This window comes from Geodermatophilus sp. SYSU D00710, from assembly GCF_054050195.1.
In genome coordinates this window covers 15,882-38,117 of the sequence record NZ_JBJGYX010000049.1, presented here as the reverse complement: position 1 = coordinate 38,117, position 22,236 = coordinate 15,882, and the positions used below count along the sequence as shown (strand labels likewise).

General features: G+C 75.8%; 21 protein-coding genes and 1 pseudogene. 9 read left to right on the top strand and 13 right to left on the bottom strand.

The features are described 5' to 3' along the window. From ACI78U_RS18935 to ACI78U_RS18925, 3 genes and pseudogenes are all read left to right on the top strand, one after another. Positions 1 to 518 (top strand): annotated as a pseudogene (locus ACI78U_RS18935) (pyridine nucleotide-disulfide oxidoreductase); the annotation flags it as partial. 21 nt (positions 519 to 539) lie between these two features. Further along, a complete protein-coding gene (locus ACI78U_RS18930) occupies positions 540 to 1,769 on the top strand; it encodes a cation:proton antiporter (protein WP_456876936.1) in 1,230 nt (409 codons plus the stop codon). A 16-nt stretch (positions 1,770 to 1,785) separates the two neighbouring features. Next, the gene (locus ACI78U_RS18925) at positions 1,786 to 3,501 is read left to right on the top strand and encodes an MOSC domain-containing protein (protein WP_456876935.1); all 1,716 of its coding nucleotides are present in this window, start codon (positions 1,786 to 1,788) and stop codon (positions 3,499 to 3,501) included. A 208-nt stretch (positions 3,502 to 3,709) separates the two neighbouring features. On the opposite strand, the gene ACI78U_RS18920 is transcribed toward ACI78U_RS18925, so the two are convergent. From ACI78U_RS18920 to ACI78U_RS18905, 4 genes are read right to left on the bottom strand one after another with little or no spacing between them, the layout of a single operon-like run. Next, on the bottom strand, positions 3,710 to 5,323 hold the full coding sequence (locus tag ACI78U_RS18920) for a GMC oxidoreductase (RefSeq protein WP_456876934.1): 1,614 nt from the start codon (positions 5,321 to 5,323) through the stop codon (positions 3,710 to 3,712). Between the two features lie 13 nt (positions 5,324 to 5,336). Beyond that, a complete protein-coding gene (locus ACI78U_RS18915; protein ID WP_456876933.1) occupies positions 5,337 to 6,269 on the bottom strand; it encodes a cyclase family protein in 933 nt (310 codons plus the stop codon). Beyond that, positions 6,266 to 7,087, bottom strand: a complete 822-nt coding sequence (locus ACI78U_RS18910) for a glucose 1-dehydrogenase (protein ID WP_456876932.1) — start codon at positions 7,085 to 7,087, stop codon at positions 6,266 to 6,268. The genes ACI78U_RS18915 and ACI78U_RS18910 overlap by 4 nt, the downstream gene beginning before the upstream one ends. Next, a complete protein-coding gene (locus tag ACI78U_RS18905; RefSeq protein ID WP_456876931.1) occupies positions 7,084 to 7,755 on the bottom strand; it encodes a hypothetical protein in 672 nt (223 codons plus the stop codon). The genes ACI78U_RS18910 and ACI78U_RS18905 overlap by 4 nt, the downstream gene beginning before the upstream one ends. Positions 7,756 to 7,917: 162 nt before the next feature. Here ACI78U_RS18905 and ACI78U_RS18900 point away from each other — a divergent pair, with 162 nt between their 5' ends. Continuing rightward, a complete protein-coding gene (locus tag ACI78U_RS18900) occupies positions 7,918 to 10,185 on the top strand; it encodes a LuxR C-terminal-related transcriptional regulator (protein ID WP_456876930.1) in 2,268 nt (755 codons plus the stop codon). Positions 10,186 to 10,221: 36 nt separating this feature from the next. On the opposite strand, the gene ACI78U_RS18895 is transcribed toward ACI78U_RS18900, so the two are convergent. From ACI78U_RS18895 to ACI78U_RS18865, 7 genes are all read right to left on the bottom strand, one after another. Beyond that, a complete protein-coding gene (locus tag ACI78U_RS18895) occupies positions 10,222 to 10,959 on the bottom strand; it encodes an SDR family NAD(P)-dependent oxidoreductase (RefSeq protein WP_456876929.1) in 738 nt (245 codons plus the stop codon). A gap of 60 nt (positions 10,960 to 11,019) precedes the next feature. Then, positions 11,020 to 11,709, bottom strand: a complete 690-nt coding sequence (locus ACI78U_RS18890) for an RNA polymerase sigma factor (RefSeq protein WP_456876928.1) — start codon at positions 11,707 to 11,709, stop codon at positions 11,020 to 11,022. Between the two features lie 72 nt (positions 11,710 to 11,781). Beyond that, complete coding sequence (locus ACI78U_RS18885) at positions 11,782 to 12,378, bottom strand: YetF domain-containing protein (protein WP_456876927.1); 597 nt, start codon at positions 12,376 to 12,378, stop codon at positions 11,782 to 11,784. A gap of 18 nt (positions 12,379 to 12,396) precedes the next feature. After that, entirely contained in the window at positions 12,397 to 12,945 is a 549-nt protein-coding gene (locus ACI78U_RS18880; RefSeq protein WP_456876926.1) for a redoxin domain-containing protein, read from the bottom strand. Beyond that, on the bottom strand, positions 12,942 to 14,576 hold the full coding sequence (locus ACI78U_RS18875; RefSeq protein WP_456876925.1) for an SMP-30/gluconolactonase/LRE family protein: 1,635 nt from the start codon (positions 14,574 to 14,576) through the stop codon (positions 12,942 to 12,944). The genes ACI78U_RS18880 and ACI78U_RS18875 overlap by 4 nt, the downstream gene beginning before the upstream one ends. A gap of 2 nt (positions 14,577 to 14,578) precedes the next feature. Then, positions 14,579 to 15,781, bottom strand: coding sequence for a heme-binding protein (locus ACI78U_RS18870; protein WP_456876937.1), 1,203 nt, complete (start codon positions 15,779 to 15,781; stop codon positions 14,579 to 14,581). A gap of 5 nt (positions 15,782 to 15,786) precedes the next feature. Further along, positions 15,787 to 16,749, bottom strand: coding sequence for an SMP-30/gluconolactonase/LRE family protein (locus ACI78U_RS18865; RefSeq protein ID WP_456876924.1), 963 nt, complete (start codon positions 16,747 to 16,749; stop codon positions 15,787 to 15,789). Positions 16,750 to 16,942: 193 nt separating this feature from the next. Between ACI78U_RS18865 and ACI78U_RS18860 the strand changes: the two genes are divergently transcribed. Genes ACI78U_RS18860 through ACI78U_RS18850 form a run of 3 tightly spaced genes read left to right on the top strand, consistent with a single transcriptional unit; the run spans position 16,943 to position 18,561 of the window. Further along, positions 16,943 to 17,191, top strand: a complete 249-nt coding sequence (locus ACI78U_RS18860) for a hypothetical protein (RefSeq protein ID WP_456876923.1) — start codon at positions 16,943 to 16,945, stop codon at positions 17,189 to 17,191. Beyond that, positions 17,169 to 17,744 carry a DM13 domain-containing protein gene (locus tag ACI78U_RS18855; protein WP_456876922.1) on the top strand — a complete coding sequence of 192 codons (576 nt, stop codon included), beginning with the start codon at positions 17,169 to 17,171 and terminating at the stop codon, positions 17,742 to 17,744. Before ACI78U_RS18860 ends, ACI78U_RS18855 begins: the two co-directional genes overlap by 23 nt. Positions 17,745 to 17,769: 25 nt before the next feature. Then, positions 17,770 to 18,561: a DUF427 domain-containing protein gene (locus ACI78U_RS18850; RefSeq protein WP_456876921.1), complete on the top strand. Its 792-nt coding sequence runs from the start codon at positions 17,770 to 17,772 to the stop codon at positions 18,559 to 18,561. A gap of 22 nt (positions 18,562 to 18,583) precedes the next feature. Here ACI78U_RS18850 and ACI78U_RS18845 read toward each other — a convergent pair whose 3' ends face one another. Continuing rightward, on the bottom strand, positions 18,584 to 19,693 hold the full coding sequence (locus tag ACI78U_RS18845) for a hypothetical protein (RefSeq protein ID WP_456876920.1): 1,110 nt from the start codon (positions 19,691 to 19,693) through the stop codon (positions 18,584 to 18,586). 140 nt (positions 19,694 to 19,833) lie between these two features. On the opposite strand from ACI78U_RS18845, the gene ACI78U_RS18840 reads away from it, so the two are divergent. Together ACI78U_RS18840 and ACI78U_RS18835 are read left to right on the top strand one after the other, a co-directional pair. Further along, positions 19,834 to 20,529 carry a peptidoglycan-binding domain-containing protein gene (locus tag ACI78U_RS18840; protein ID WP_456876919.1) on the top strand — a complete coding sequence of 232 codons (696 nt, stop codon included), beginning with the start codon at positions 19,834 to 19,836 and terminating at the stop codon, positions 20,527 to 20,529. Between the two features lie 62 nt (positions 20,530 to 20,591). Continuing rightward, positions 20,592 to 21,647 (top strand): patatin-like phospholipase family protein, encoded by a 1,056-nt coding sequence (locus tag ACI78U_RS18835; protein WP_456876918.1) that lies wholly within the window; start codon positions 20,592 to 20,594, stop codon positions 21,645 to 21,647. Positions 21,648 to 21,808: 161 nt separating this feature from the next. Here the strand turns inward: ACI78U_RS18835 and ACI78U_RS18830 are convergent, their stop codons facing one another. Continuing rightward, on the bottom strand, positions 21,809 to 22,192 hold the full coding sequence (locus ACI78U_RS18830) for a VOC family protein (protein WP_456876917.1): 384 nt from the start codon (positions 22,190 to 22,192) through the stop codon (positions 21,809 to 21,811). Between the last annotated feature and the right edge of the window lie 44 nt (positions 22,193 to 22,236).

Genomic DNA, 22,236 nt, shown 5'->3' with positions numbered 1-22,236 from the left:
CGGTCGACGACCGGCACCGCGCCACCGGTGTCCCTGGCGGCTGGCTGTACGCCGTCGGCGACTGCACCGGCCTGGCGCCGCTCACCCACATGGGCAAGTACCAGGCCCGGATCGCCGCCGACGTGATCACCGGGCGGGACGTCCGCGACCGGGCCAGCCGGGACGCCGTGACCCGGGTGACCTTCACCGACCCGCAGGTGTGCGCGGTGGGGCTGACCGCGGCGGAGGCGCGCCGGCGGGGCGTCGCCGTCCGCGTCCTCGACGTCGGCACCGGCGACGTCCCCGGCTCCTACGTGCTCGGCGACGCGCAGGAGGGCACGACGCGGCTGGTCGTGGACGAGGCCTCCGGCGTGCTCGTGGGCGCCACGATCACCGGCAGCGGCGTCCAGGAACTGCTGCACTCGGCCGTGGTCGCGATCGCCGGGCGGGTGCCGCTGACCGAGCTGCGGCACGCCGTGCCGGCGTTCCCCACGGTCGCCGAGGTCTGGCTGCACGCCCTCGACGCCGCCGACGTCTGACCCTTCTGCGTGGAGGTCCCCGTGCCCGACGTCTCGTTCACCAACCTGCTGGTCGTCGCGGCCGTCGCGGCGCTGGTACCGCTGGCCCTCGGCTGGGCGCCCCGGCTGCGCGTCCCCTCGGTGGTCCTCGAGATCGTCGCCGGCGTGGTGCTCGGTCCCTCGGTGCTCGGGTGGGTCGAGGTGGACCTGCCCGTGCAGGTGCTGGCCCTGGTCGGGCTGGCCTTCCTGCTCATGCTCGCCGGGCTGGAGATCGACCTGCGCGGGCTGCGCGGGCGGCTGCTCGGGCTCGCCGGCCTCGGGTACGGCGTCAGCCTGGCCCTCGCCGTGCTCGTCGGCCTCGGGGCCCAGGCGGCCGGCTGGACGTCGGCGCCGCTGTTCCTCGCCGTCGCCCTCACCGCGACGTCGCTCGGGCTGGTCGTGCCGGTGCTCAAGGACGCCGGCCGGGTGGGCGACCCCGTCGGGCAGACGACCATCGCGGCGGCGTCGGTCTCCGACTTCGCCGCCATCGTGCTGCTCTCCCTGCTGTTCTCCACCTCCGGCGGTGGTGCCGGCACGACGGCGCTGTTCCTGGTCGGCTTCGGGCTGCTGGTGGCGGCCCTCGCCGTCGGTGCCGACCGCGTGCGGATGTCGATGCGGCTGGGCGACGTGCTCGTCCGGCTGCAGGACACCACGGCCGAGATCCGGGTCCGGCTGGTCGTGCTGCTGCTGGTCGCGTTCGTGGCGCTCGCCGAGCGGCTGGGCCTGGAGACCATCCTCGGCGCCTTCCTCGCCGGCGCGCTGGTGGGCCTGGTCGACCGCGACTCCGCCACCCACCCCCGGTTCCGCGCCAAGCTCGAGGCCATCGGCTACGGCTTCCTCGTCCCGGTGTTCTTCGTGAGCAGCGGGGTGCAGCTGGACCTGCGCGGCCTGCTCGCGGAGCCGTCGGCGCTGCTGCAGGTGCCGGTGCTGCTGGCCGCGCTGCTCGTCGTCCGCGGGCTGCCGGCCGTGCTCTACCGCCGTTCCCTGGGACGGGCCGGGGCCGTCGCGGCCGGCCTGCTGCAGGCCACCTCGCTGCCGCTGCTGGTCACCGCCGCGCAGATCGGCACCGCCACCGGCCGGCTGCCCGCGACCACGGCCGCGGCGCTGGTGTTCGCCGGGCTGCTGTCGGTGCTGGTGTTCCCCGCGGCGGCGCTGGGCATCCTGGGCCGCCCGCCCGCCCCCGCCGTCCCCGGGCCGCGTCCGGCCCCGGCCGCCCGGACCGGCGGCGCGTGACCGTCCGGAGGTGCTCGTGACCCCACCCGGACGCCTGGTCGCGGTGTCCGTGGGCCGCCCCCGCACGGTGGCCTGGCGGGGCCGGCAGGTCGAGACCGCGATCTGGAAGACCCCCGTGGCCGGCCGCCGGTGGGTGCGCCGGCTCAACGTCGACGGGGACGCCCAGGCCGACCCCGTGGGCCACGGCGGCGAGCACCGCGCCGTCTTCGTCTACCAGCGCGAGTCCTACGCGTACTGGGAGCGCCACCTCGGCCGGCGGCTGCCCGACCCGGGGACGTTCGGTGAGAACCTCACCGTCGAGGGGCTGGCCGACGACGAGGTCTGCGTCGGCGACCGGCTGGCGATCGGCGGCGCGGTCCTCGAGGTCACCCAGCCGCGGGTCACCTGCCACAAGGTCGGGATCCGCCTGGACGAGCCGCGGATGCCGGCGCTGCTGACCGCGCACGGCCGCCCCGGCTTCTACCTGCGGGTGCTGCGGGAGGGCGAGGTCGGCGCGGGCGACCCGGTCCACGTCGTGCGCCGCGACCCCGCCGGCCTGACCGTGCGCCGCGTCTCGCAGCTGCTGTACACGCCGGCGCGGGACGAGGCCACGCTGCGCGCGGCCCTGGGGGTCCCCGCACTGTCGGAGGGTTGGAAGGAGTCCTTCCGGCAGCTGCTGGCGGCGGGCGACCGGCCGGGCAACCCGGGCCTGGCGCCGCAGGCCGCCACCGATCCCGCGTACCCGGGGTTCCGCCCGTTCACCGTGACGCGGGTGGTCCGCGAGTCGGCGCACGTCCTCTCCGTCCACCTCGCTCCCGGGGACGGCGGCGCGGCGCCCTCCTGGCTGCCCGGTCAGTACGTGTCCCTGCGCCTGGCCGACGCCGGCGGGCCGGTGGTCCGCAGCTACTCGCTCTCCGTGCCGGCCGGGCCGCAGCTGCGGGTCTCGGTCAAGCGCGAGGGCCGGGGGAGCGGTCTGGTGCGCGCGCTGACCGCCGGCGCTCGGGTGGAGGTCGCGGCTCCGCGGGGCGACCTCGGCTTCGACCCGCACGCCCCCGAGCCGGCGGTGCTCGTCAGCGCCGGCATCGGGGTCACGCCGGTGCTCGGCTGCCTGCTCGCCCAGGCCGCGACCCGCCCGGAGCGACGGCTGGTCTGGGTGCACGTCGCCCGCTCACCGGCGGAGCACTCCTTCGCCGCGGAGGCCGACGCGGCGCTGGCGCTGATGCCCGCGGCCGTGCGGCACGTGCGGTACACCGCGCCGGGCGCCGTGGGGCAGGCGGACGCGGCCGGCCGGCTGACTCTCGAGGCCCTCGCCGCCCTGGGCGTGGACTCCTCCCATGCCGCTTACGTGTGCGGGCCGGACGGGTTCGCCGCGGACGTGCGGCGGATGCTCGACGCCCTGGGGGTGCCGGCGTCCGCGGTGCACGTGGAGTCGTTCGGGACGGTCACGGCGGCGGGCGGGACGCCGGCCCACGCACCGCAGCCCCCCGCATCGGACGGGCCGGCGGTGACCTTCGCCCGGGCCGGGGTCACCACGGCGTTCGACCCCTCGCGGTGGGCCAGCCTGCTCGAGCTGGCCGAGGCGTGCGACGTGCCGGTGCGCTGGTCGTGCCGCACCGGCGTCTGCCACAGCTGCGAGACCCCGCTGGTGGACGGCGCGGTGACCTACGACCCCGATCCGCTCGAGGCACCGGGTGGCGAGCTGGTCCTGGTCTGCTGCGCCCGGCCCACGACGGCGGTCACCCTCGACCTGTGAGGGCGCGGCCCCGCGCCGGGACTTCCGGAGGTGCCTTTGTAGCGCCAATGGCTGCTCACTGAGCTCTGAGCTGCCTGACCGACCCCGCGCACGCCCGCGGTCCGGCCACGGCGGGCGGTAGCGGACCGCGAGATCGGCGGTCTCGTGGTCATCAGCGCCTGATCACCACGAGACCGCCGATCTCGTGCCGGGCTCGGTCCCGCCCAGGTCAGCGGACCGTGCTGACGGCCGGACCGGCCGCCCGCGGGGCGGGGAGGCCGGCGGGGGCGGCGGCCTGGACCCCGAGCCGGTCGGCGATCACGTCGGCCACCCGGAGCGCGTTGGCGATGATCGTCAGCGTCGGGTTCACCGCGGTGCTGGACACGAAGAAGCTCGAGTCGGCGACGTAGAGGTTGTCCACCTCGTGCATCCGGCAGTCCAGGTCCAGCGGCGCCGTGGCCGGATCGGGGCCGAAGCGGATGGTGCCGTTCTGGTGGGCCACGCCGCCGATGCCGAGCTGGCCGCCGGCGTACTGCCGGTTCTCGTACACGTCCTGCTCGCAGCGGATGGAGTCCAGCAGGCCCATCAGGCGCATCCGCAGCCGGGCTACCTCGGCGGCGTTGGTGCGGCGGTAGAACAGCCGGATCCCGCCGTCGGCGTCCACGGTCACCCGGTTCTCGTCGAGCGGGAGGTCCTCGGTGGTGAGCCAGAAGTCGATCGAGTGGCGCGCGAGGTCGGCCGGGTCCCGGGCGTCGGGGACGTCGAAGCCGATGAGGACGGCGTCGCTCTTGCCGTTCATCTGGATGGAGCCGACCGGGTACTCCCAGTCCGGGTCGAGGGGGTCGGACCAGTAGAAGTCGTTGACCCCGAGCGTCTTCTGGAACCGGGTCGGGTTGGGGGTCTTGGAGAACGCGACCAGCCCCGAGTTGTTGTGCAGCATCAGGTGCCGGCCCACGTGCCCGGAGCCGTTGCCCAGACCGGCCGGGTGCCGGTCGCTCGCCGAGGCCAGCAGCAGGGCGGCCGAGTTGATCGCGCCGGCGGCCAGCACGACGACGTCGGCGGTGTACTCCTCTCGCTGCCCGTCCCGGTCGACGACCACCCGCGAGACGCTGCGCCCGGAGGGGTCGGTGTCCAGCCGGACCACCCGCGCGCGGGTCCGCAGCTCCACGTTCGGGTACCGCAGCGCGGGCTCCACGGACATGACCTGCGCGTCGGCCTTGCCCTTCACCAGGCAGGGGAAGCCGTCGCAGGTCGCGCAGCGGATGCAGGCCGACAGCTCGGGGCGGGCCTCGTCGAGCAGGATCCCGTTGGGCAGCGAGAACGGGTGCAGGCCCGCGCCCGTCAGGTCGGCGCGCAGCTGCGCGATCCGGGGCTCGTCGCTGATCGCCGGCCACGGGTAGGGGCCGGTGGCCGGCGGCTCGTCCGGGTCCTCGCCCCGCGTGCCGTGCACCTGGTACAGCGCCTCGGCGCGGTCGTAGTAGGGCGCGAGGTCGGCGTAGGAGATCGGCCAGGCGGGGGAGACGCCGTCGACGTGCTGGACCGCGCGGAAGTCCCGCTCCCGGAAGCGGTAGAGGACGGCGCCGTAGAACTTGGTGTTGCCGCCGACGTAGTAGTGCTGCTTGGGGGTGAACCGCCGCCCGTCGGCGCCGTCGGTCCACTGGCCGCTGTTGGCGTAGCGCTTGTCGGCCCACAGCGCCTGCGGGTCCCAGTTCTGCGGCTCGCGGCGCAGCCAGTCGCCCCGCTCCAGCAGCAGCACCCGCTTCCCGGTGGGGGCCAGGGCCCAGGCGACGGCACCACCGCCGGCGCCCGACCCGATGACGACGACGTCGGCGTGCTCGCTCATGGCGGACCTCTCCTCAGGTGATCGCGAGCGGGGTGACCCAGGCGCCGGTGGCGCCGCGCAGCTTGGCGTGGCTGACGACGAGCAGGAACTCGCGCAGCCCCGCGGCGGCGGCCTCGGCCAGCCGCAGGTTCTCCAGCACGACGACGCCGTGCCGGACGTTGAGCGTCTGGGGGACCACGAACGGCTCGGCCGGGTCCTCGGCCGGCACCGGCCCGTAGCTCCAGGTGTCGCAGCCGGTCAGGGCCACCCGGGAGGCGGCGAGCCACTCGGCCAGCTCCGTGCCGGGGCCGGGCTCACCGGCCGCGTAGCGGTCGTCGTCCACGCCCCACCAGCCGCCCCAGCCGGTGTGGAACAGCACCCCGTCCCCGGGGCGCAGCGTCCGGCCCTCCAGCGCGGCCTCGGCGTCGGCGACCGTGACGACGTCGCCGGGCCCGAGCCGGTCGACCCCGCGCACCGCGGCGACGTCGAGCAGCAGCCCGCGGGTGACGACCTGCGGGAGCGTGTCGACGCCGAGCCGGTTGGTGCCCCAGTCCTCGGCGATGTCGGCCAGCCGGTGGCCGTTGTACGTGCGGTCACCGGCCTGCAGGTGGTTGAGCGCGTCGAGGTGGGTGCCCATCTGCTGGGTCGCGGTGACCTGCTCGACGATCCAGTTGACCGCGTTGCGGCCCCAGCCCTCGGGGCCGCCGTCCGGGCGCCGGCGGTTGACGTGGTGGTAGTTGGTCGTCAGGTAGGACCGGAAGGTGCGCCCGGGGAAGGCGGGGACGTCGGCGTGCAGCACGTGGGCGAGGTCGTGCACCTGCCCGGTCCGCACCAGGGAGACCGCGGCCAGCACCGTCTCCGGGGTGATCTCGTTGAGCGCCCCCGCGGCGTCGTCGGGTCCCCAGCGGGACGGGAACCACCCGGCCGTCCGCTCGTCGACCGACGGCCGGTCGTGCAGGGCCGTCACTCCGACGACCAGGTGGTCTCGAACGACGGGTAGAGGGTGAGCCCGCCGTCGACGAACAGGGTCTGGCCGGTGACGTAGGCGGCCTCGTCCGAGCACAGGAACGCGGTGGCCGCGGCCATCTCCTCGGCGCCGCCGGCGCGGCGCATCGGGATGTGGCTCTCCACCATCTCCCGCTTGACCGGGTCGTCGATCCAGGACCGGTTGATCGGGGTGACCGTCGCCCCGGGTCCGATGCCGTTGACCCGGATGCCCCGGCCGGCGTACTCGAGGGCGAGGGTCCGGGTGAGGTTCTGCATGCCGCCCTTGGAGACGGAGTAGCCGACGAACCGGGGCTTCGGGATGACCTGGTGGACGCTGGAGACGTTCACGATGCTGCCGCCGGTGCCGGTCGACAGCCAGGAGCGGATCGCCTGCTGCGCGCACAGGAACGCGCCGCGCAGGTTGACCGCGAGGACCTTGTCGAAGGCGGCGACCGGGAGCTCGTCGGTGTCGGCGGCGACCTGGATGCCGGCGTTGTTGACCAGGTAGTCGATCCGGCCGTACTCGTCGTGGACCCGCTCGAACATCGCGGCGACCTGGTCCTCCTGCGACACGTCGGCCGCGACCAGGATCGGGTGTGTCCCGGCGGCGGACATCTGCTTCATGCAGATCTCGACGCCGTGCTCGATGGCCTCCCTGGTCTCCTCGGCGCCGTCGGGCGGGCCGACGTAGTTGATCGCGACGTCGACGCCCTCCTCGCCGAGCCGGATGGCGATCGCCTGCCCGATGCCGGAGCTGCCGCCGGTGACCAGTGCCTTCTTGCCCTGCAGACCCTTCACGTCCCGCTCCCTGAGAGAAGTGACCGTCCGTGGTGGAAGAAGCGGACGGCGTCGTGCGTGGTGGTGATCCGGTCCGCACCGGCGGCGGCGCCGAACGGTGCGTTCCAGTACGCGTCCCGGACCGGCGGTCCCCCGTGCGGGCCGACGTAGAGGTAGGGCTCCGGGATGGCGTCGTCCCCGGGGGAGGAGCCGTAGTTGACCGCGCCGAGCGTGATGCCGACGTCGAGGTGCTCGGGCCAGAGGACCGGCTCCGCCGGCTGCTCCAGCTGCGCGGCGAACCGGCGCAGCGACGCCTGCCCGAGGGTGAGCCAGTCGGCGAGCCAGCGGGCGGCGGCCGGGTCGACCGGCAGCGGCGCGTCCGGGTCCGGGTCGGTGGCCGGCCGGTAGCTGCCGCGCAGCCCGAGCTCCACCCCGGCGAAGCGGGCGGCGTCGCCCAGCGTGGTCAGCGGCCGGGAGCGGACCGAGCCGTCGCGGACCACCAGCAGCTCGTCGCCCACGACGGCGAGCTGCCGGTTCCCGATGCCGACGGTGGTGGTGAAGCCCCCCGGACGGGGCCGGAGCCGGATCGTCCCGGCGGCGGCGAACTGACCCGCGGCGAGCACGTGCTCGGCCAGCCGGTGCCAGCTCGTCCGCGTGGTCCCCAGGACCTGCGGCGCGGTCGTCGTCATGCCCCCGTGGTCCCGTCCGCGCCCGCCGCGTTACGCCGGGACCGCACCCGGCCGCGTTCCCGTGGCGGAGAGCCCTGTCGCGCCCGGCGGGCCGCTGCCAGGCTGTGCCCGACCCGACGACAGCCGCCCGGAGCGGCTCGTACCGGGAGGAGCGGACGGGTCATGGTGCTCTCGTCGGTGCAGGCGACGCCGGTCCGCGCGCGCGGCGGGCCGGTGCTGCTCCCCGTGCCGCGGGAGGGCGCCTCCGTCGAGCCGGTCATCACCACCAAGCTCTTCGTCCCCGCGCTCGGCAGGCGGCCGGTCGAGCGGCCGCGGCTGGTCGGGCGGCTCGCGCGGGCCCGGGACGTCCGGCTGACCCTCGTGGTCGCCCCGGCCGGGTGGGGCAAGAGCACGCTGGTCGCCCAGTGGCTGCGCGCGGCCGGCGTCCCGGCCGGCTGGCTGTCCCTGGATCCCGCGGACGGCGACGTCACCCGGTTCTGGCGGTACCTCCTCCTCGCCGTGCAGCAGGCCGACGCCCACGTCGGCACCACGGCGCTGCGGCGGCTGGACGCGGCCGGCGCCGACGTCGAGCGCGACGTGCTGCCCGTGCTCGTCAACGAGCTGGCCGACGCCGGCCGGGACCTGGTGCTCGTCCTGGACGACTACCACCTGGTCGACTCCGCGCCGGTGCACCGCTCGGTCGCCGCCCTGCTCGACCACGCCCCGGCGACGTTCCACCTGGTCGTCGTCTCCCGGACCGACCCGCCCGTGCCGCTGAGCCGCCTCCGGGTCGCCGGTGACCTGGCCGAGGTCCGGGACGAGCACCTGCGGTTCACCGCCGAGGAGGCGGCGGACCTGCTCGACCGCGCCGCGGTGCCCGGCCTCTCCGCCGGGGAAGTGCAGCGGCTGGTCGCCCGCACGGAGGGGTGGGCGGCCGGCCTCCAGCTGGCGGCCCTGCGCCTCACCGACCGGGCCGACCGGCAGGCCCGGGCGGACTTCGTCGACAGGTTCACCGGCGCCGACCGGCACGTCGTCGACTACCTCGGCGAGGAGGTGCTGGGCTCGCTGCCGCCGCGGCTGCGGGAGTTCCTCCTGCGCACGTCGGTGCTGCCCCGGCTGTGCGCGCCGCTGGCCGACGCCGTGACCGGTGGCGACGACGCCGTCGCGATGCTCGACGAGATCGCACGGGCGAACCTCTTCCTCGGCGCCCTCGACGACGAGGGACGGTGGTTCCGCTACCACCAGCTGTTCCGCGACCTGCTGCAGTACGAGCTGCGGCGCACCCGCCTCGACGACCCCGCCCTGCTGCACCGCCGGGCCGCCGGGTGGTTCCGGGACCACGGGGAGCCCGAGGAGGCGATCGGGCACGCCCTCGCCTCCGGGGACGCCGTCCTGGCCGGTGCGCTGGTCGGCGAGGGGTGGCGGGCCCAGTTCAACCTGGGCCACCTGCAGACCGTCCAGGGCTGGCTGGACGCCCTGCCGCCCGGGCAGGTCGCCGCCGACGCCGGGCTCACGGGCGCCCGGGTGTGGCTGCACCTGGACCGCGGGCAGCTCGACGAGGCCGGCGCGGCGCTGGCGGCGGCCTCCGTGCCCGCCGACGACCTCCACCTCGAGGTGCTGCGGGCGCTGCACGCCTTCAAGGCGGGGGACGTGCCGCGGGCCGAGGAGCGGCTCGCCGCCCTGCGGGGGCGGCCCGCCGATCCCTTCCTCGACACCGTGCAGGACCTCGTCGGCGGCGTCTGCGCGCTGTGGCTGGGCCACCTGCGGCGGGCGGGGGAGCGGCTGCACCGGGCGGCGGCCCGCGCGGAGGACACCGGCAACCGGCTCGCGCAGGTCTACGCCCTCGGGTCGCAGGCGCTGGTCGCGGTGCTGACCGGGGACCCGGGGTCGGCGGAGCAGTCGATCGCCCGGGCCGACGACGTCGTCGCGGACGCCGCCGTCGGCGCCCACTTCGTGGCGATGTCACCCGCGCTGGCCGCGGCGCGGCTGGCCCTCCTCCGTGGCCGGTGGGAGGACGCCGCGGACTCCGCCGAGGCGGCCGCCGGGCTCGCCGCCCGCGGTGCGGGGCGCGTCGAGCAGGCCGCCGCCCTGGTCACGGCGGCGGAGGCGGCCCGGCACGCCGGGCGCGACGGGGAGCGGTGGCTGGCCGCGGCCGCGGCGGTGCTCCGCGACTGCGCCGACCCGGGGCCGACCGTCCGGGACTGGCTCGGTCGCGAGCAGCGCGCCCGCCGGGTCCGGGACTCCGCCGCGGTCCCGGTGGAGCCGCTCACCGAGCGGGAGCTGGCCGTCCTCTCGCTGCTCCCCACCACGATGTCGCAGCGGGAGATGGCCGGCTCGCTGTTCGTCAGCCCCAACACGATGAAGACGCACCTGCGGGCGATCTACCGCAAGCTGGGCGCCGAGTCGCGCGACGACGCGGTGCTGCGGGCCCGCTCGGTGGGCCTGCTCTGATCCCGGGGGCCGGCCGCGTGCGGTCGCCCCGGGGCCTCACCCCGCCAGCCACCCGCCGTCGGCGACCAGGACGGTCCCGGTGACGTAGCTGGCCTGCGGCGAGCACAGCCACACCGCGGCCGCGGCGATCTCGCCGGGTTCGGCGATCCGGGACAGCGGCACCCGCTGCAGCAGCTCGGCGCTGACCTCGGACGTCATCCCGGTCCTGGTGACCCCCGGCGCGACGGCGTTGACGCGGATGCCGGTCCCGGCGAGCTCGACCGCGGCCGCCCGGGTCAGGCCGTTGACCCCGTGCTTGGCGGCGACGTAGGCGCCGTTGTCCGCCATCGCGGCGTCCCCGAGCATCGACGAGGTGTTGACGACGGCGCCGCGGCCCCGGCGGCGCATGTGCGCGATCTCGGCGCGCATGCAGTGCCAGACGCCGACCAGGTCGACCTGCAGGACCCGCAGGAACTCCTCCGGCGGGTACTCGTCCAGCGGCACGAAGGGACCGGCCACCCCCGCGTTGTTGTGCGCGGCGTCCAGCCGGCCGAAGCGCTCCACGGTGCGGTCCACCGCGCGGGTCACGGCGGCCAGGTCGGTCACGTCGGCGACGACCACCTCGGCCTCGGCACCCGCCGAGCGGACCAGGTCGGCGGTGCCGGCGAGGCCGTCGGCGTCGACGTCGAGGAGCGCCACCGCGGCACCCGCCTGCGCGAAGGCGACCGCGCTGGCCCGGCCGATGCCCGAGGCCGCCCCGGTGACCAGCGCGACGGTGCCGGCGAGGTCGTCCACGGTGTCCTCCCGGGCTCGTCGGCGGAGGCTCCGCCCGCGGCCCCCAGCATGGACCGGCGCTCAGCCGCGGTAGTAGTCCTCGAGCGCGGACCGCAGCGCCGCCCGGCCGCGGTGCAGCAGGACCCGCTGGTTGGCGGCCGACAGCTCCAGCGCCGCGCACGTCTCCTCGGCGGACAGGCCGTGCACGTCGCGCATCTCGACCACGAGGCGCTGCCGGTCGGGCAGTCCCGCCAAGGCGCGCCGCAGGTGCTCGCCGACCTCCCGGTTGAGCGCCCCGTCCTCCGGCTGCTCCCAGGCCCGGGGGGCGCCGGTCGAGGTCCAGTGCCCGGGGTAGGCGCCGTCGGGCCCCTGGAAGCGGGCCGGGTCGACCGTCGGTCCCGGCGCCGGGGAGCCGGTCAGGTCGGCCGACGCCACGACGCGCGCGTCCCTCGCCCACCGGCTCTTGGCCCGGTTGATGAGGATGGAGAACGCCCAGCTGCGGACCGTGGACCGTCCCTCGAAGCGCGCGATCCCGCCGATGACCGCCAGCCACGTCTCCTGGACCACGTCCTCCGCGGCGTGCCGGTCGCGGACGTAGCGGCGGGCGACCGACAGCATCACGGGGGACCAGTCGTCGACGACGGCGGCGAACGCGGCGGCGTCGCCGGCGCGCAGCCGGGCGAGCAGCTCCGCGTCGGCGGTGTCCCTGCGGCCGGTGTCCCTGTCGGCGGTGTCGCTGTCGGCGAGCGCCTGGCGGCTGAGCTGAGGCATCGTCCCTCCCCGGGCTGTCCGGGAGCCAGCCTGGCGCGCCCGCGGGTGGGGGGCCTCCCCCTCCGTCCGATCTCACCCGGGTGAGATTGGACGGCCGCGCCGGGCGCCGTCCGCGGTGGCCGCCGCGATCGCCTGCTGGATGGCGTCGAGCCGCCGGTGGACCGCGTCGATGTCCCCCCGCGTCGCGGACATCCGCGCCGGTTCGAGCCAGACGACGATGCTGCCGCCGGGACCGAGGCCCGCCTCGGCGACGTCGCCGGCGCCGTCGGCACCCTGGGCGCGCAGGGCGGCCTCGACGTCCGCGCGCCGCAGCCCCTCCCGCCGCAGCGACCGGTCCAGGAACCGGCCGTGCCGGATCAGCGGGACGTCGGAGCCCTCGAACAGCCGGACGGCCCGCTCGGAGCGGGACACCACCCGGACGACGACGGCGTTCGTGGCGACGAGCACCGCGGCGGCCAGCAGCCCCCCGGCGACGCTGTCGTCGGGCCCGATGAGCGCGTTCTGGACGACGGTGGACAGCAGCAGCACGACGACGAGGTCGAACGAGTTCAGGTGAGCCAGGTTGCGCTTCCCGGCGACCCGCAGCAGCAGGGCGAGCGCCGCGTAGACCGCGACGGTGCGGAGGACCTTCTCGCCCGCGGGGACGTCGAGGGTCCAGACGTCCGACACGGTCCGGGGCCGTCCGCGTCAGGCCGAGGCGCGGGCCCGGCTCCAGGCCGCGCGCGCCTCGGCGGTGGTGGGGTCGAAGTCGGCCTTGGTCCGCCGGAACAGGTCCTGCAGGTCCCGCCAGAGCTGGTCGGCGGACGGGCGCCCCCAGAACCAGTAGCCGCAGTAGACGCGGTCGACCACCAGGCCCGGCGCCAGCACCAGCGTGTGGGGCACGGTGGCCGGGTGGTGCGGGTCGGTGTACTCGTCGATGCCCAGCGCCCGCTGGACCGCGAGGTCGCCGTCGGAGAGGAAGGTCCACCAGGCGCCGGTGGAGCTCTTGAGCTTGTAGGTGTCGTGCAGGTCGTTCGGCACGATCGTGACCAGCGAGGTGAAGGCGATCGGGAGGACCTCCTGGAGCCTGAGCAGCTCCCGGTGGTGGGCCCGCTCCCGGGGGCAGTGCTCGCCCCGGCCGAGCTGCAGCACCATGGCGTCGGAGCCCTGCAGCTGCGACAGCCGCCACGGGGTCCCGTTCTCGTCGGGCAGCTCGAAGTCCGGCAGCACGGCGCCGACGTCCAGTCCGGTGCTCATCGGTCCTCCTCGTCGCGGGGACCGACGCCGCCGATCCCGGTCGGGATGCGGTAGACGCTCGTGCGCGCCGTGACGTACAGGGTGCGGCGGTCCGCGTCGCCCCAGGCGAGGCCGACCGGGCGCTCCGGCAGGTGCAGCGTGCCCAGGTGCCCGCCGTCGGGGGACAGCACCCGGATCCCGGAGCGCCCGCAGACGTACAGGTCGCCGTCCCGGTCGACGGTGATCCCGTCCACCGCGTCCTCGCCGCCGGCCGGGTGGACGAACACCCGGCCGCCGGACAGCGTGCCGTCGGCTGCCACGTCGTAGCGCACGACCGCCGGGCGGCCGGGGTCCCGGTCGGCGACGTAGAGGTGCCGCTCGTCGGGGGACAGGGCGATCCCACCGGGATCGGCGAGTCCGCCCTCGACGAGACGCACGACGCCGTCGCGCACGCAGAAGACGCCGCTGAACGGGAGCTCCCGCTCCGGGTCGTCGGCGCCGCCGGGCAGGCCGGACGGCGGATCGGTGAAGAACAGCGTGCCGTCCGAGCGGTACACCAGGTCCTCCGGGCTGTTCAGCTGCCGGCCCTCGTGGCGGTCGGCCAGGACGGTGGTGTCGCCGTGCGGCTCCACCCGCAGCACCCGGCGGTTGCCGTGCTGGCAGATGGTCAGCCGCCCGTGCGGGTCGACGGCCAGCCCGGCCGAGCCGGGCGCGGTGAACCGGCCGATGTCGGTGCCGGCGTAGCCGCTGTGCGACCGGAACACCGTGACCCCGCCCCAGGGCGTCCACCGGTAGACGTGGTTGGTGGCGGGTGAGCTGAACAGCAGGGCGCCGTCGGCCGTCCACACCGGGCCGGCGGTGGACTCGAGGCCGCCGGCGACCCGCTCCGCCCCGGTGCCCGGCTCCAGGACGGCGTCCAGGCCGGCGTCCGCCCGGGTGGTCCGCAGCGGCACCGGCTCGGTCCGCCGCGCCCGGTCGGCCGGGTAGAGGTCCAGCGTGGCGCTGCGCAGCCAGATGTAGTTGCGGGGGGAGGCGGAGACGGGGCCGTTGGCGCCGAACACCGCGATCCGGAAGGTCTGGCCGGGCCGGGCGTCGTCGGTGAGCACCACGCGGTTCGGGGCGTTGAAGCCGGCCACCACCTGGCCGCCGGTGTCGCCGAGCGCCACGGGGAGCCGGCCGTCGACCCAGACCTCGGCGTAGTCGTCGACCACGACCTCGAAGACCACGGTGGTCCCGGTCGGGTCCAGGTCCCCGACGCGCTCGGGGAGGGTCACGCTCACCCGGTACCAGTTGAAGCAGACCCGCCCGCCGGCCAGGCGCAGCTGCGTGTCGCCGGGCGAGAGCACGCGCCAGGCGGAGTCGTCGAAGTCGGCCGCCCCCGCGTGCGGCAGCACGTCGAAGGTCCGGTTCGGGACGTCGCCCGGGCCGAGCGGGTCGGCCGGCGAGCCGACCTCGACGAAGTCGATCTCCTCGACCCGGGCGTCGCTGTACCGCCAGGTGGCCCCGACCAGCGCGGCGCCCTCGTCGGTCTGCAGGTCGACGACCGCGGCCGGGGCGCCGGGCAGCAGCTGCGGCGGCCGCGGCAGGTCGGCGGCCGGGCGCCGGCCGGTCGGCGCGGCCGTGGAGACGGCCGTGGAGGTGGCCGTGGCCACGGCTACGCCACCACCTTCGTCACGAGGTACAGGAAGGGGTCGGAGACGTCGACGAACTGGTGCGGCACGCCGGCCGGGACGACCAGCACGTCGCCCTCGCCGAGGTCGTGGGCGGTCCCGCCGTCGAGCGCCTCGGCGCGCAGCTCACCCGGCCCGACCTCGTGCGCGGAGCGCATCGTGCCCCCGGTGACGACCGTGGCCCGGCCCTGCACGACCCGCATGACGTCGACCACGGCGGCGTGGTACTCCACCGCGCCCGGGGCGGTGCGCCGGCCGGCGTCGACCTGGTAGCGGGCGGTGTCGACCAGCAGTCCGCCCGAGCGGAACCGCTCCTCGACCTCGGGCGCGGGGACGAGGACGGCGTCCTGCACGCCGGTGCCGGAGGCGGCCCGCCGGCCGGCGTCCCGGCCGATCTCGGCCAGCTCCTGGTCCTCGTCGGCCGAGGACGCGCCGCTCACGCCCACGGCACCGACGACGTGGCCGTCGACCTCGATCGGCATGCCGCCCTGCAGCGGCACCGCGCCGGCCAGGTGCAGCGCCGACGGGCGCCCGCCGGAGGCCTGCTGCTCGAAGTCCCGGCTCGGCCGCCGGTAGAGCGCGGCGGTGCGGGCCTTGTCGGTGGCGACGCCGACGCTGGCGACCTGCGCCGCGTCCGGGCGCCACAGGTACACCAGGTCGCCACCCGCGTCGACGGCCGCGGCGACCGGCGCCACGCCGCGGGAGGTGGCCGCGTCGGCGACGGCCCGGATCGCGACCTGCGCGGCCGTGGCGCCCAGCGCCGGCACCTCGCGGGTGCTGAACGGCGCGGCCGCGCCGGCCAGGGAGACCGCCTCGTCCTCGTCCGGGGTCTCGCCGCTGGTGCCGATCGCGCCGACGACCTGGCCGTCGACCGTCAGCGGCACGCCTCCGGTCAGCGCCCGCGCGCCGTGCAGCGCCAGCGCGCCCAGCCGCCCGCCGGTCACCTGCTGTTCGATCTCCCGGCTCGGCCGCACGAAGACCGCCGCGGTCCGGGCCTTGTCGAGGGCCACCTGGTCGCTGGCGGCCTGGCTGTCCTCCGTCCGGCGCAGGGCGAGCACCCGCCCCGCGGCGTCGACGATCGCGATGACGACCCGGTGGCCGTGCGCGGTCGCGTGCTTCTCGGCGGCGGCGAGGACCGCGTCCACGCCGACGCCGTCGAGGACCCTGCGCGTGCGGACCGCGGTCATGGCGGTCACGCTCCTCTCGTGTTCAGGACGGCGACCCACACGGCCGTGTCCGCGGTGATGAACAGCCGGCCGCGGTCGCGACCGCCGAAGGTGAGGTTGACCGCGCCGGGCACGGCGAGCCGCCCGAGCATCGCTCCGTCGGGGGTCAGCACCCGGACGCCGTCGGGGCAGCAGACGTAGAGCCGGCCGGCCACGTCCACGGCGAGCCCGTCGGGGGTGCCCGTGGGCGTGGTGTCCACGACCCGCCGCGCGCCGAGCGCGTCCCCGCCGACGACGTCGTAGGCGTAGACGTGGTGCGGCCGGTCCCGGTGGTGGCTGCCCGGCTCCTGCTCGGCGCCGCTGTCGGCGACGTAGAGCACCGTCCCGTCGGGGGAGAAGACCAGCCCGTTGGGCTTGTCGAGGTCGTCGGCGACCACCCGCAGCCGGCCGGTGGCGGGGTCGAACCGGTACACCGCGTCCGGCAGCTCGGGCGCGGGACGGAAGCCCTGCAGGTGCCCGTACGACGGGTCGGTGAACCAGATGGTCCCGTCCCGGTGCACGACGACGTCGTTGGGGGAGTTCAGCGGACGCCCGTCGTGGGCGTGCACGACCGTCGTCGTCGCCCCGGTGGCGGGGTCGAGGTGCGCCAGCCGGGCGGGGGAGTCGGGGCCGCCCTGGTCGCACACCAGCAGACCGGACCTCCACGCGGTCATCCCGTTGGGCGCGACGACGGTCCCGGGCACGGTCGTCACGCGATCGGCGCCGGCGCCGGCCCGGTCACCGTCCAGCGCGATCCGCCGGACCAGCGCCCCGGGCGGCCGGCCCCGGGGGGTCGTGGTGACGTAGAGGGCGTCGTCGCGGGGCAGGTACGTCGGGCCCTCGTGCGCGTCGCACCGGACCAGGACCGCCAGCGACGGGGACGTGCCCGTGACGGCGGCGAACCCCGCGTCGTCCGCGACGACGGCGTCCGCCGACAGACCGGTTGCCATCGCCCCTCCTCCCGTCCCCCCGACCGCGGGGAGCTCGTGCACCGGCTGTCCCGGCTCAGCCGCGGGCGTTTCACCACCTCCTCGTCCCGCCGTGCCCGGCCGGGCGTGTAACCGATCCCCGGGGTGCGCCGACGTCAGGGGTGCAGGGGCTGCCGTCCGGGCGGTTCCCCCGAGAGGTCAGGGGTGGTCGGTCATGGCTCCCAGGACGACAGACGGGTCCGGGCTGGTCGAGCTGGCCCGCCGCGAGCACGGCGCCGTCGAGGTGACACTGCTCTGGGACCGGGGGACCGGCGCCGCGGTGGTCGTCGTGTGGAACTGGGACACCGGCACCTGCCTCCGGCTGGAGGTCGAACCCGGGCGGGCCGGCTACGCGTTCGCCCACCCCTACGCGGTCGCCGCCGAGCAGGAGGTGTCCTCGGGTGACGTCCTCCAGGCGGCCTGACCGCAGCGCCGGCGCGGTCCGGCGCCGGAGGTGGCTGTGGCCGGCCGCGGCCCTCGCCGTCCTGCTCGCGGTGGTGCTGGTCTGGTTCCAGCCGCAGAAGCTCCTCTACGGCCAGCGGGTCGACGAGGCCCTGCCGACCGTGGCGGCCGGACCACCGGGGAGCGCCGCCCCCGGCGCATCGTCCGGCGCGGCGACGGCGCCGCAGCCGCCGGTGGAGCTCGCCTCGGGCGGCTTCGTCTCCCGGGAGCACGCCACGAGCGGCACCGCCCGGGTCCTGCGCCTCGCCGACGGGCGGGTGGTCGTGCGGTTCGAGGACTTCGCGACCTCCAACGGACCGGTGCTGGTCGTCTGGCTGTCCCCGAACCCGGCGCGGGGGGAGGAGGACGCGTTCGGCGACGGGCACGTCGCGCTCGGGCCGCTCAAGGGCACCGCCGGCGACCAGAACTACCTCGTCCCCCCCGGCGTCGACACCTCCGCGTACGCGAGCGTGGTCGTCTGGTGCGACCGCTTCGACGTCGTCTTCGGCGCGGCCGACCTCGCGCCGCCCGGCTGAGCACCCGACCCACGAGAGGCACGTCATGGCTGATCCGATCCACCCGCTGCGCGACCACCCGCGGATGGCGGCCGAGACCGGCCGGGTCGAGCCCGTCCCGCGGCGGATCCGGGCCACGCTGGCCGGGCGGACGGTCCTCGACACCACGCGCGCCCGCTACCTGTGGGAGATCCCCGCCTATCCCCAGTACCTGGTGCCGGTGGCGGACGTCGATCCCGCCTGCCTGGTCGACGAGGGGTCCGAGCAGCACTCCGCGCACGGCACCGCCCGCCGCCACGGGCTCCGCGCCGGCGGGGAGGACCGGCCCGGCAGCGTCCGGGTCTTCGGAACCGACGCCGCCGAGGGGGTCGCCGGGACCGCCCGCTTCGACTGGACGGCGCTCGACGCCTGGTACGAGGAGGACGAGCAGGTCTTCGTCCACCCCCGCAGCCCCTACGTCCGGGTCGACGCGCTGCGGTCCCACCGCCACGTCCGCGTGCGGCTCGACGGGCAGGTCCTCGCCGACAGCCGGAGCCCGGTGCTGCTCTTCGAGACCGGACTGATCACCCGCTACTACCTCCCGCGCACCGACGTGGCGTTCGAGCGGCTCCGCAGCAGCGACACCCGGACGGCCTGCCCGTACAAGGGCGTCACCTCGGAGTACTGGTCGCTGCGCGGGGACGGCGGGACGCCGGCCTCCGCGGACGTCGCCTGGTCCTACGCGTTCCCCACCCAGCAGGTCGCACCGATCGCCGGTCTCGTGGCCTTCTACAGCGAGAGGGTGGACGTCGAGGTCGACGGGGTGGCCCTGCCGCGAGCCCGGACCCGCTCCACCTGACCGGGCGTGCCGGGGCCCGGGGTCACGCCGCCGTCGGCGGGCCTCCCGCCGCGGCCGGTTGCACGGTGGCGGCCCCGATCGGCTCCGCTGCCACCGACGGCCGGGATGCCGGGGACAGCGCCACCTGGTCCCCCGTGTCCTTGCTGGGCATGGCGTCGAGCAGGGTCTGCGCCTGTCGGTCGAGCAACCGGCTGAGCAGTTGCTGGGCGAACCCGAACGCCAGTGCGTACGCCAGGATCTGCACCTGCGAGTCCAGGGCGGACAGGCCGGGGACGAAGTCGCCGCGGATCGCCACCAGCCCGAGGACGGCGGTGAAGGCGCCCAGCGGGACCTTGAGCATCGCCAGGGCGACCGGCACGTCGTAGGGAACGGTCGTCCCCCTGAGGTTGCGGATCGCGATGGCCGCGGTCAGCGCCCCGCCCAGCAGGCCGAGCAGCCCGACGACGAGCACGTCGCCTCCGCTGGGCGCCGTGGTCCCCGACCTCGTCGGGCAGTTGAGGCGGGCCTGCGTCGCCAGGACCGCACCGGTGTCGGCGTCGGCCGGGAAGCAGAGCGGCAGCACGGTGGGGGAGTAGGAGACGGTCACCAGCGTCACGGTCATCAGCACCGTGATCGACAGCGCCGCCAGCAGCAGGATGTTGCGGAAGCTGCGGAGCTGCGCCTGCCGGGCGTCGAGGGACGCGTAGCTGTCGCGCACGGTGTTGCGCAGCCGCGACCGCAGTTGCTCCGTCGACGTGTACCCCCGGAACTCCTCGACGGTGCGCTGCCTCGGGTCCGCCGGGTTCAGCACGGAGTTCGCCCGCACGACGGCGGGGCGGATCTCCGCCTGCAGCTCGTGCGCGTCATAGAGGTCGATCGGGCGCACCTCGGCAGCGTGCACGTGCCGGTACGCGGCCTCGACCAGCGTCCCGCGCCACCAGTTGGCCAGCCGGCCCGACAGCGGGTCCCTGCGGAAGGCGGCGTTGCGCGCCTTCTCCAGGTGCGCTCTCACCCCCTGGACCACCACGTGGTGCGCCGGGTCGGAGGTACGGGCCTCGGCCACCTCGGTACGGATCCACAGGGTGTCGACGTCCACGGCCACCTGGGGCACCCACACGCGCTTCACCGGCCGGGGATCGGCGTCACCGGGCACGGTCCACCACCTCCTGCAGCGTCACGCTCGGTGCGCAGGCCGGGGACCCACCCGTCACGGCCGCGTCACCGGCAGCGGACCGGCCCGTCCACGGGCGAGCGGTGACGTGGTGGTGACGGCGCGGGAGTTCGCTCGTGCGCATGACCGAACTCCTGGGGCGGGCATCTGCCGCCACGCTCACGACGGGACCCATCGAACAGACGGCGGCACACCACGCCGGCCAGACCCTCCTCGTCCGTGTCCGCGCCGGCCGCAACACGGACTTCGACCGGCTCGTCCTCGACTTCGACGGTCCGGCCCCCGGCTTCCGCGTGCAGTACGTCGACCGGCTGGTCGAGGACGGTTCCGGCCGACCGATCCCCCTCCGCGGGCGGGCCGTCGTCGAGATCACCGTGCACCCCGCGGCCGCGCACCGGGACGACGGCAGTCCGACGCGGTCCGGTCCGGTTCCCGACGTGACGGGGTTCGCGGCGTTCCGCCAGATCGCCGAGGCGGGGGACTTCGAGGGCGTGCTCACCTGGGGCATCGGGGTGGCCGCCCGCACCGGGCTCCGCGTCACCGCGCTCAGCGGACCCACCCGCGTGGCCGTCGACGTCGTCCACGCCGAACCGGGGACGGGGGACCAGCTGCTCCGGCGTGGTGACCGGGGGGCCGCGGTGGCGACCTGGCAGTGGCGCCTCGTCCAGGTCCTCGACAGGAGGATCGACGTCGACGAGGTCTTCGGGCCGATGACGGAGCAGGCGACCCGCGACTTCCAGAGCGCCTCGGGCCTCGCCGTGGACGCCGTCGTCGGACCACGCACCCGAGCCGCGATGGTCCGGGCCCTCGGCCTCTGACGCGCACGGGGCGTCGGGGTGGATCGTCCGTACGCACGTCCTTCGAGCGGAGGTGGATGGCGATGACCGGGCAGCAGAGGTGCGACCTCGTCCTCGAGGGCGGTGGCGTCAAGGGCATCGGCCTGGTCGGCGCCCTCTCGGTGCTGGAGGAGGCCGGGTACCGCGTCCAGCGGGTCGCCGGGACCTCGGCCGGGGCGATCGTCGGGTCGCTGGTCGCCGCGGGGACCCCCGCGGCGCGGCTGGCCGAGATCATGGCCGGGCTGGACTGGCGCCGGTTCCAGGACAGGAGCCTGGTGGACCGCATCCCGATCCTCGGCCAGGCGCTGTCACTCGCGTTCGACAAGGGCCTCTACGAGGGGCGGTACCTGCGCGACTGGCTGGTCGACCGGCTGGCCGAGCGCGGGGTGACCACGTTCAGCGACCTGGCGATCACCCCGGAGCAGGACCCGGGCTCCGCGCTGCCACCGGAGAAGCGCTACCGGCTGACGGTGGTCGTCTCCGACGTCACCTGCGGCCTGATGCGCACCCTCCCGGCGGACTACGACCGCTACGGCCTCGTGGCCGACGACGTCCCCGTCGCCGACGCCGCGCGGGCCTCGGCCTCCATCCCGTTCTTCTTCGAGCCGGTGACCGTCGACGACGTCCGGGAGAGACGGAAGGTCGTGCTGGTGGACGGCGGGATGCTGTCCAACTTCCCGGTCGGGGTCTTCGACCGCCGCGACGGCCGGCCGCCGCGCTGGCCGACCTTCGGGATCAAGCTCTCCGCCAGGGGTCCGGCCACGCCGCCCGGGTTCGCGGTGCGCGGCCCGGCGAGCCTCAGCCTGGCGTTGCTCAAGACCCTGATCGGTCACACCGACCGGGCCCACCTCAACGACCCGGACGTCGTCGAGCGGACGATCTTCGTCGACACCGACGGCGTCTCGGCGACCGACTTCGACCTCGACCGGGCGACCGCCGACCGCCTCTACGAGAACGGCCGCACCGCCGCGCGGCAGTTCCTCGACACCTGGGACTGGGACGCCTACCTCGCCCGCCGCACCACCCGGCTGGGGGCCGAGCCGAGGATCCCGCAGCAGGCGCCGGCGCCCGACACCCTGGAGGCAGCACCCGGCACCTGACGGCCCGGCCTCCCCGGACACGGGCGAGGCGCGCACCGCCGTGGTGGAGTCGGCCCCTCGGACGGCCGCGGCGTCGTCCGCAGGCGGCTGCGGAGGTGGCGTCGTGCGGGTGCGGCCACGCGGGCTCGTCCTCGCTCCCGCCGCCGGGCGGGCCGCCCGGTTCAGTCGGGCTGGTCGACGCAGAGGATGTTGCCCTCGCTGTCGGTGAACCAGGCCGCCCGCCCCATCCCGGGGATCGAGGCGATGGGGCCGGCCCACTCGACACCGGGCATGTCGTAGTGCTCGAACCGCACGCCCTTGGCCTCGAGGTCGTGGACCTGGGACTCGATGTCGTCGACGTGGACCTGGGCGAGCGTGTGCCCCGCCTGCCCGGCGAAGTCGGTGCGGTAGACGTTGAAGCTCGTCCCGCCGGTGGTGCGGTACGTGAGCTGGACGCCCTCGACCTCGGCGACGGGGGTGAGGCCGAGCTTGTCGGCGTAGAAGTCACGCGCCCGGTCGAGGTCGCTGGCCGGGATGTTCGCCTCGACGCGGCTGTCGTTCAGCATGGCCGGCTCCGGTCGGCTCGGTGGAGTTCCCCCGTGCGGACGTC

Bases quoted from the DNA above. Each gene is read 5' to 3' on its own strand.
- ACI78U_RS18920 (WP_456876934.1), bottom strand. From the start codon at position 5,323: ATGAGCGAGCACGCCGACGTCGTCGTCATCGGGTCGGGCGCCGGCGGT.
- ACI78U_RS18905 (WP_456876931.1), bottom strand. From the start codon at position 7,755: ATGACGACGACCGCGCCGCAGGTCCTGGGGACCACGCGGACGAGCTGG.
- ACI78U_RS18900 (WP_456876930.1), top strand. From the start codon at position 7,918: ATGGTGCTCTCGTCGGTGCAGGCGACGCCGGTCCGCGCGCGCGGCGGG.
- ACI78U_RS18890 (WP_456876928.1), bottom strand. From the start codon at position 11,709: ATGCCTCAGCTCAGCCGCCAGGCGCTCGCCGACAGCGACACCGCCGAC.
- ACI78U_RS18880 (WP_456876926.1), bottom strand. From the start codon at position 12,945: ATGAGCACCGGACTGGACGTCGGCGCCGTGCTGCCGGACTTCGAGCTG.
- ACI78U_RS18870 (WP_456876937.1), bottom strand. From the start codon at position 15,781: ATGACCGCGGTCCGCACGCGCAGGGTCCTCGACGGCGTCGGCGTGGAC.
- ACI78U_RS18865 (WP_456876924.1), bottom strand. From the start codon at position 16,749: ATGGCAACCGGTCTGTCGGCGGACGCCGTCGTCGCGGACGACGCGGGG.
- ACI78U_RS18860 (WP_456876923.1), top strand. From the start codon at position 16,943: ATGGCTCCCAGGACGACAGACGGGTCCGGGCTGGTCGAGCTGGCCCGC.
- ACI78U_RS18850 (WP_456876921.1), top strand. From the start codon at position 17,770: ATGGCTGATCCGATCCACCCGCTGCGCGACCACCCGCGGATGGCGGCC.
- ACI78U_RS18840 (WP_456876919.1), top strand. From the start codon at position 19,834: ATGACCGAACTCCTGGGGCGGGCATCTGCCGCCACGCTCACGACGGGA.
- ACI78U_RS18835 (WP_456876918.1), top strand. From the start codon at position 20,592: ATGACCGGGCAGCAGAGGTGCGACCTCGTCCTCGAGGGCGGTGGCGTC.
- ACI78U_RS18830 (WP_456876917.1), bottom strand. From the start codon at position 22,192: ATGCTGAACGACAGCCGCGTCGAGGCGAACATCCCGGCCAGCGACCTC.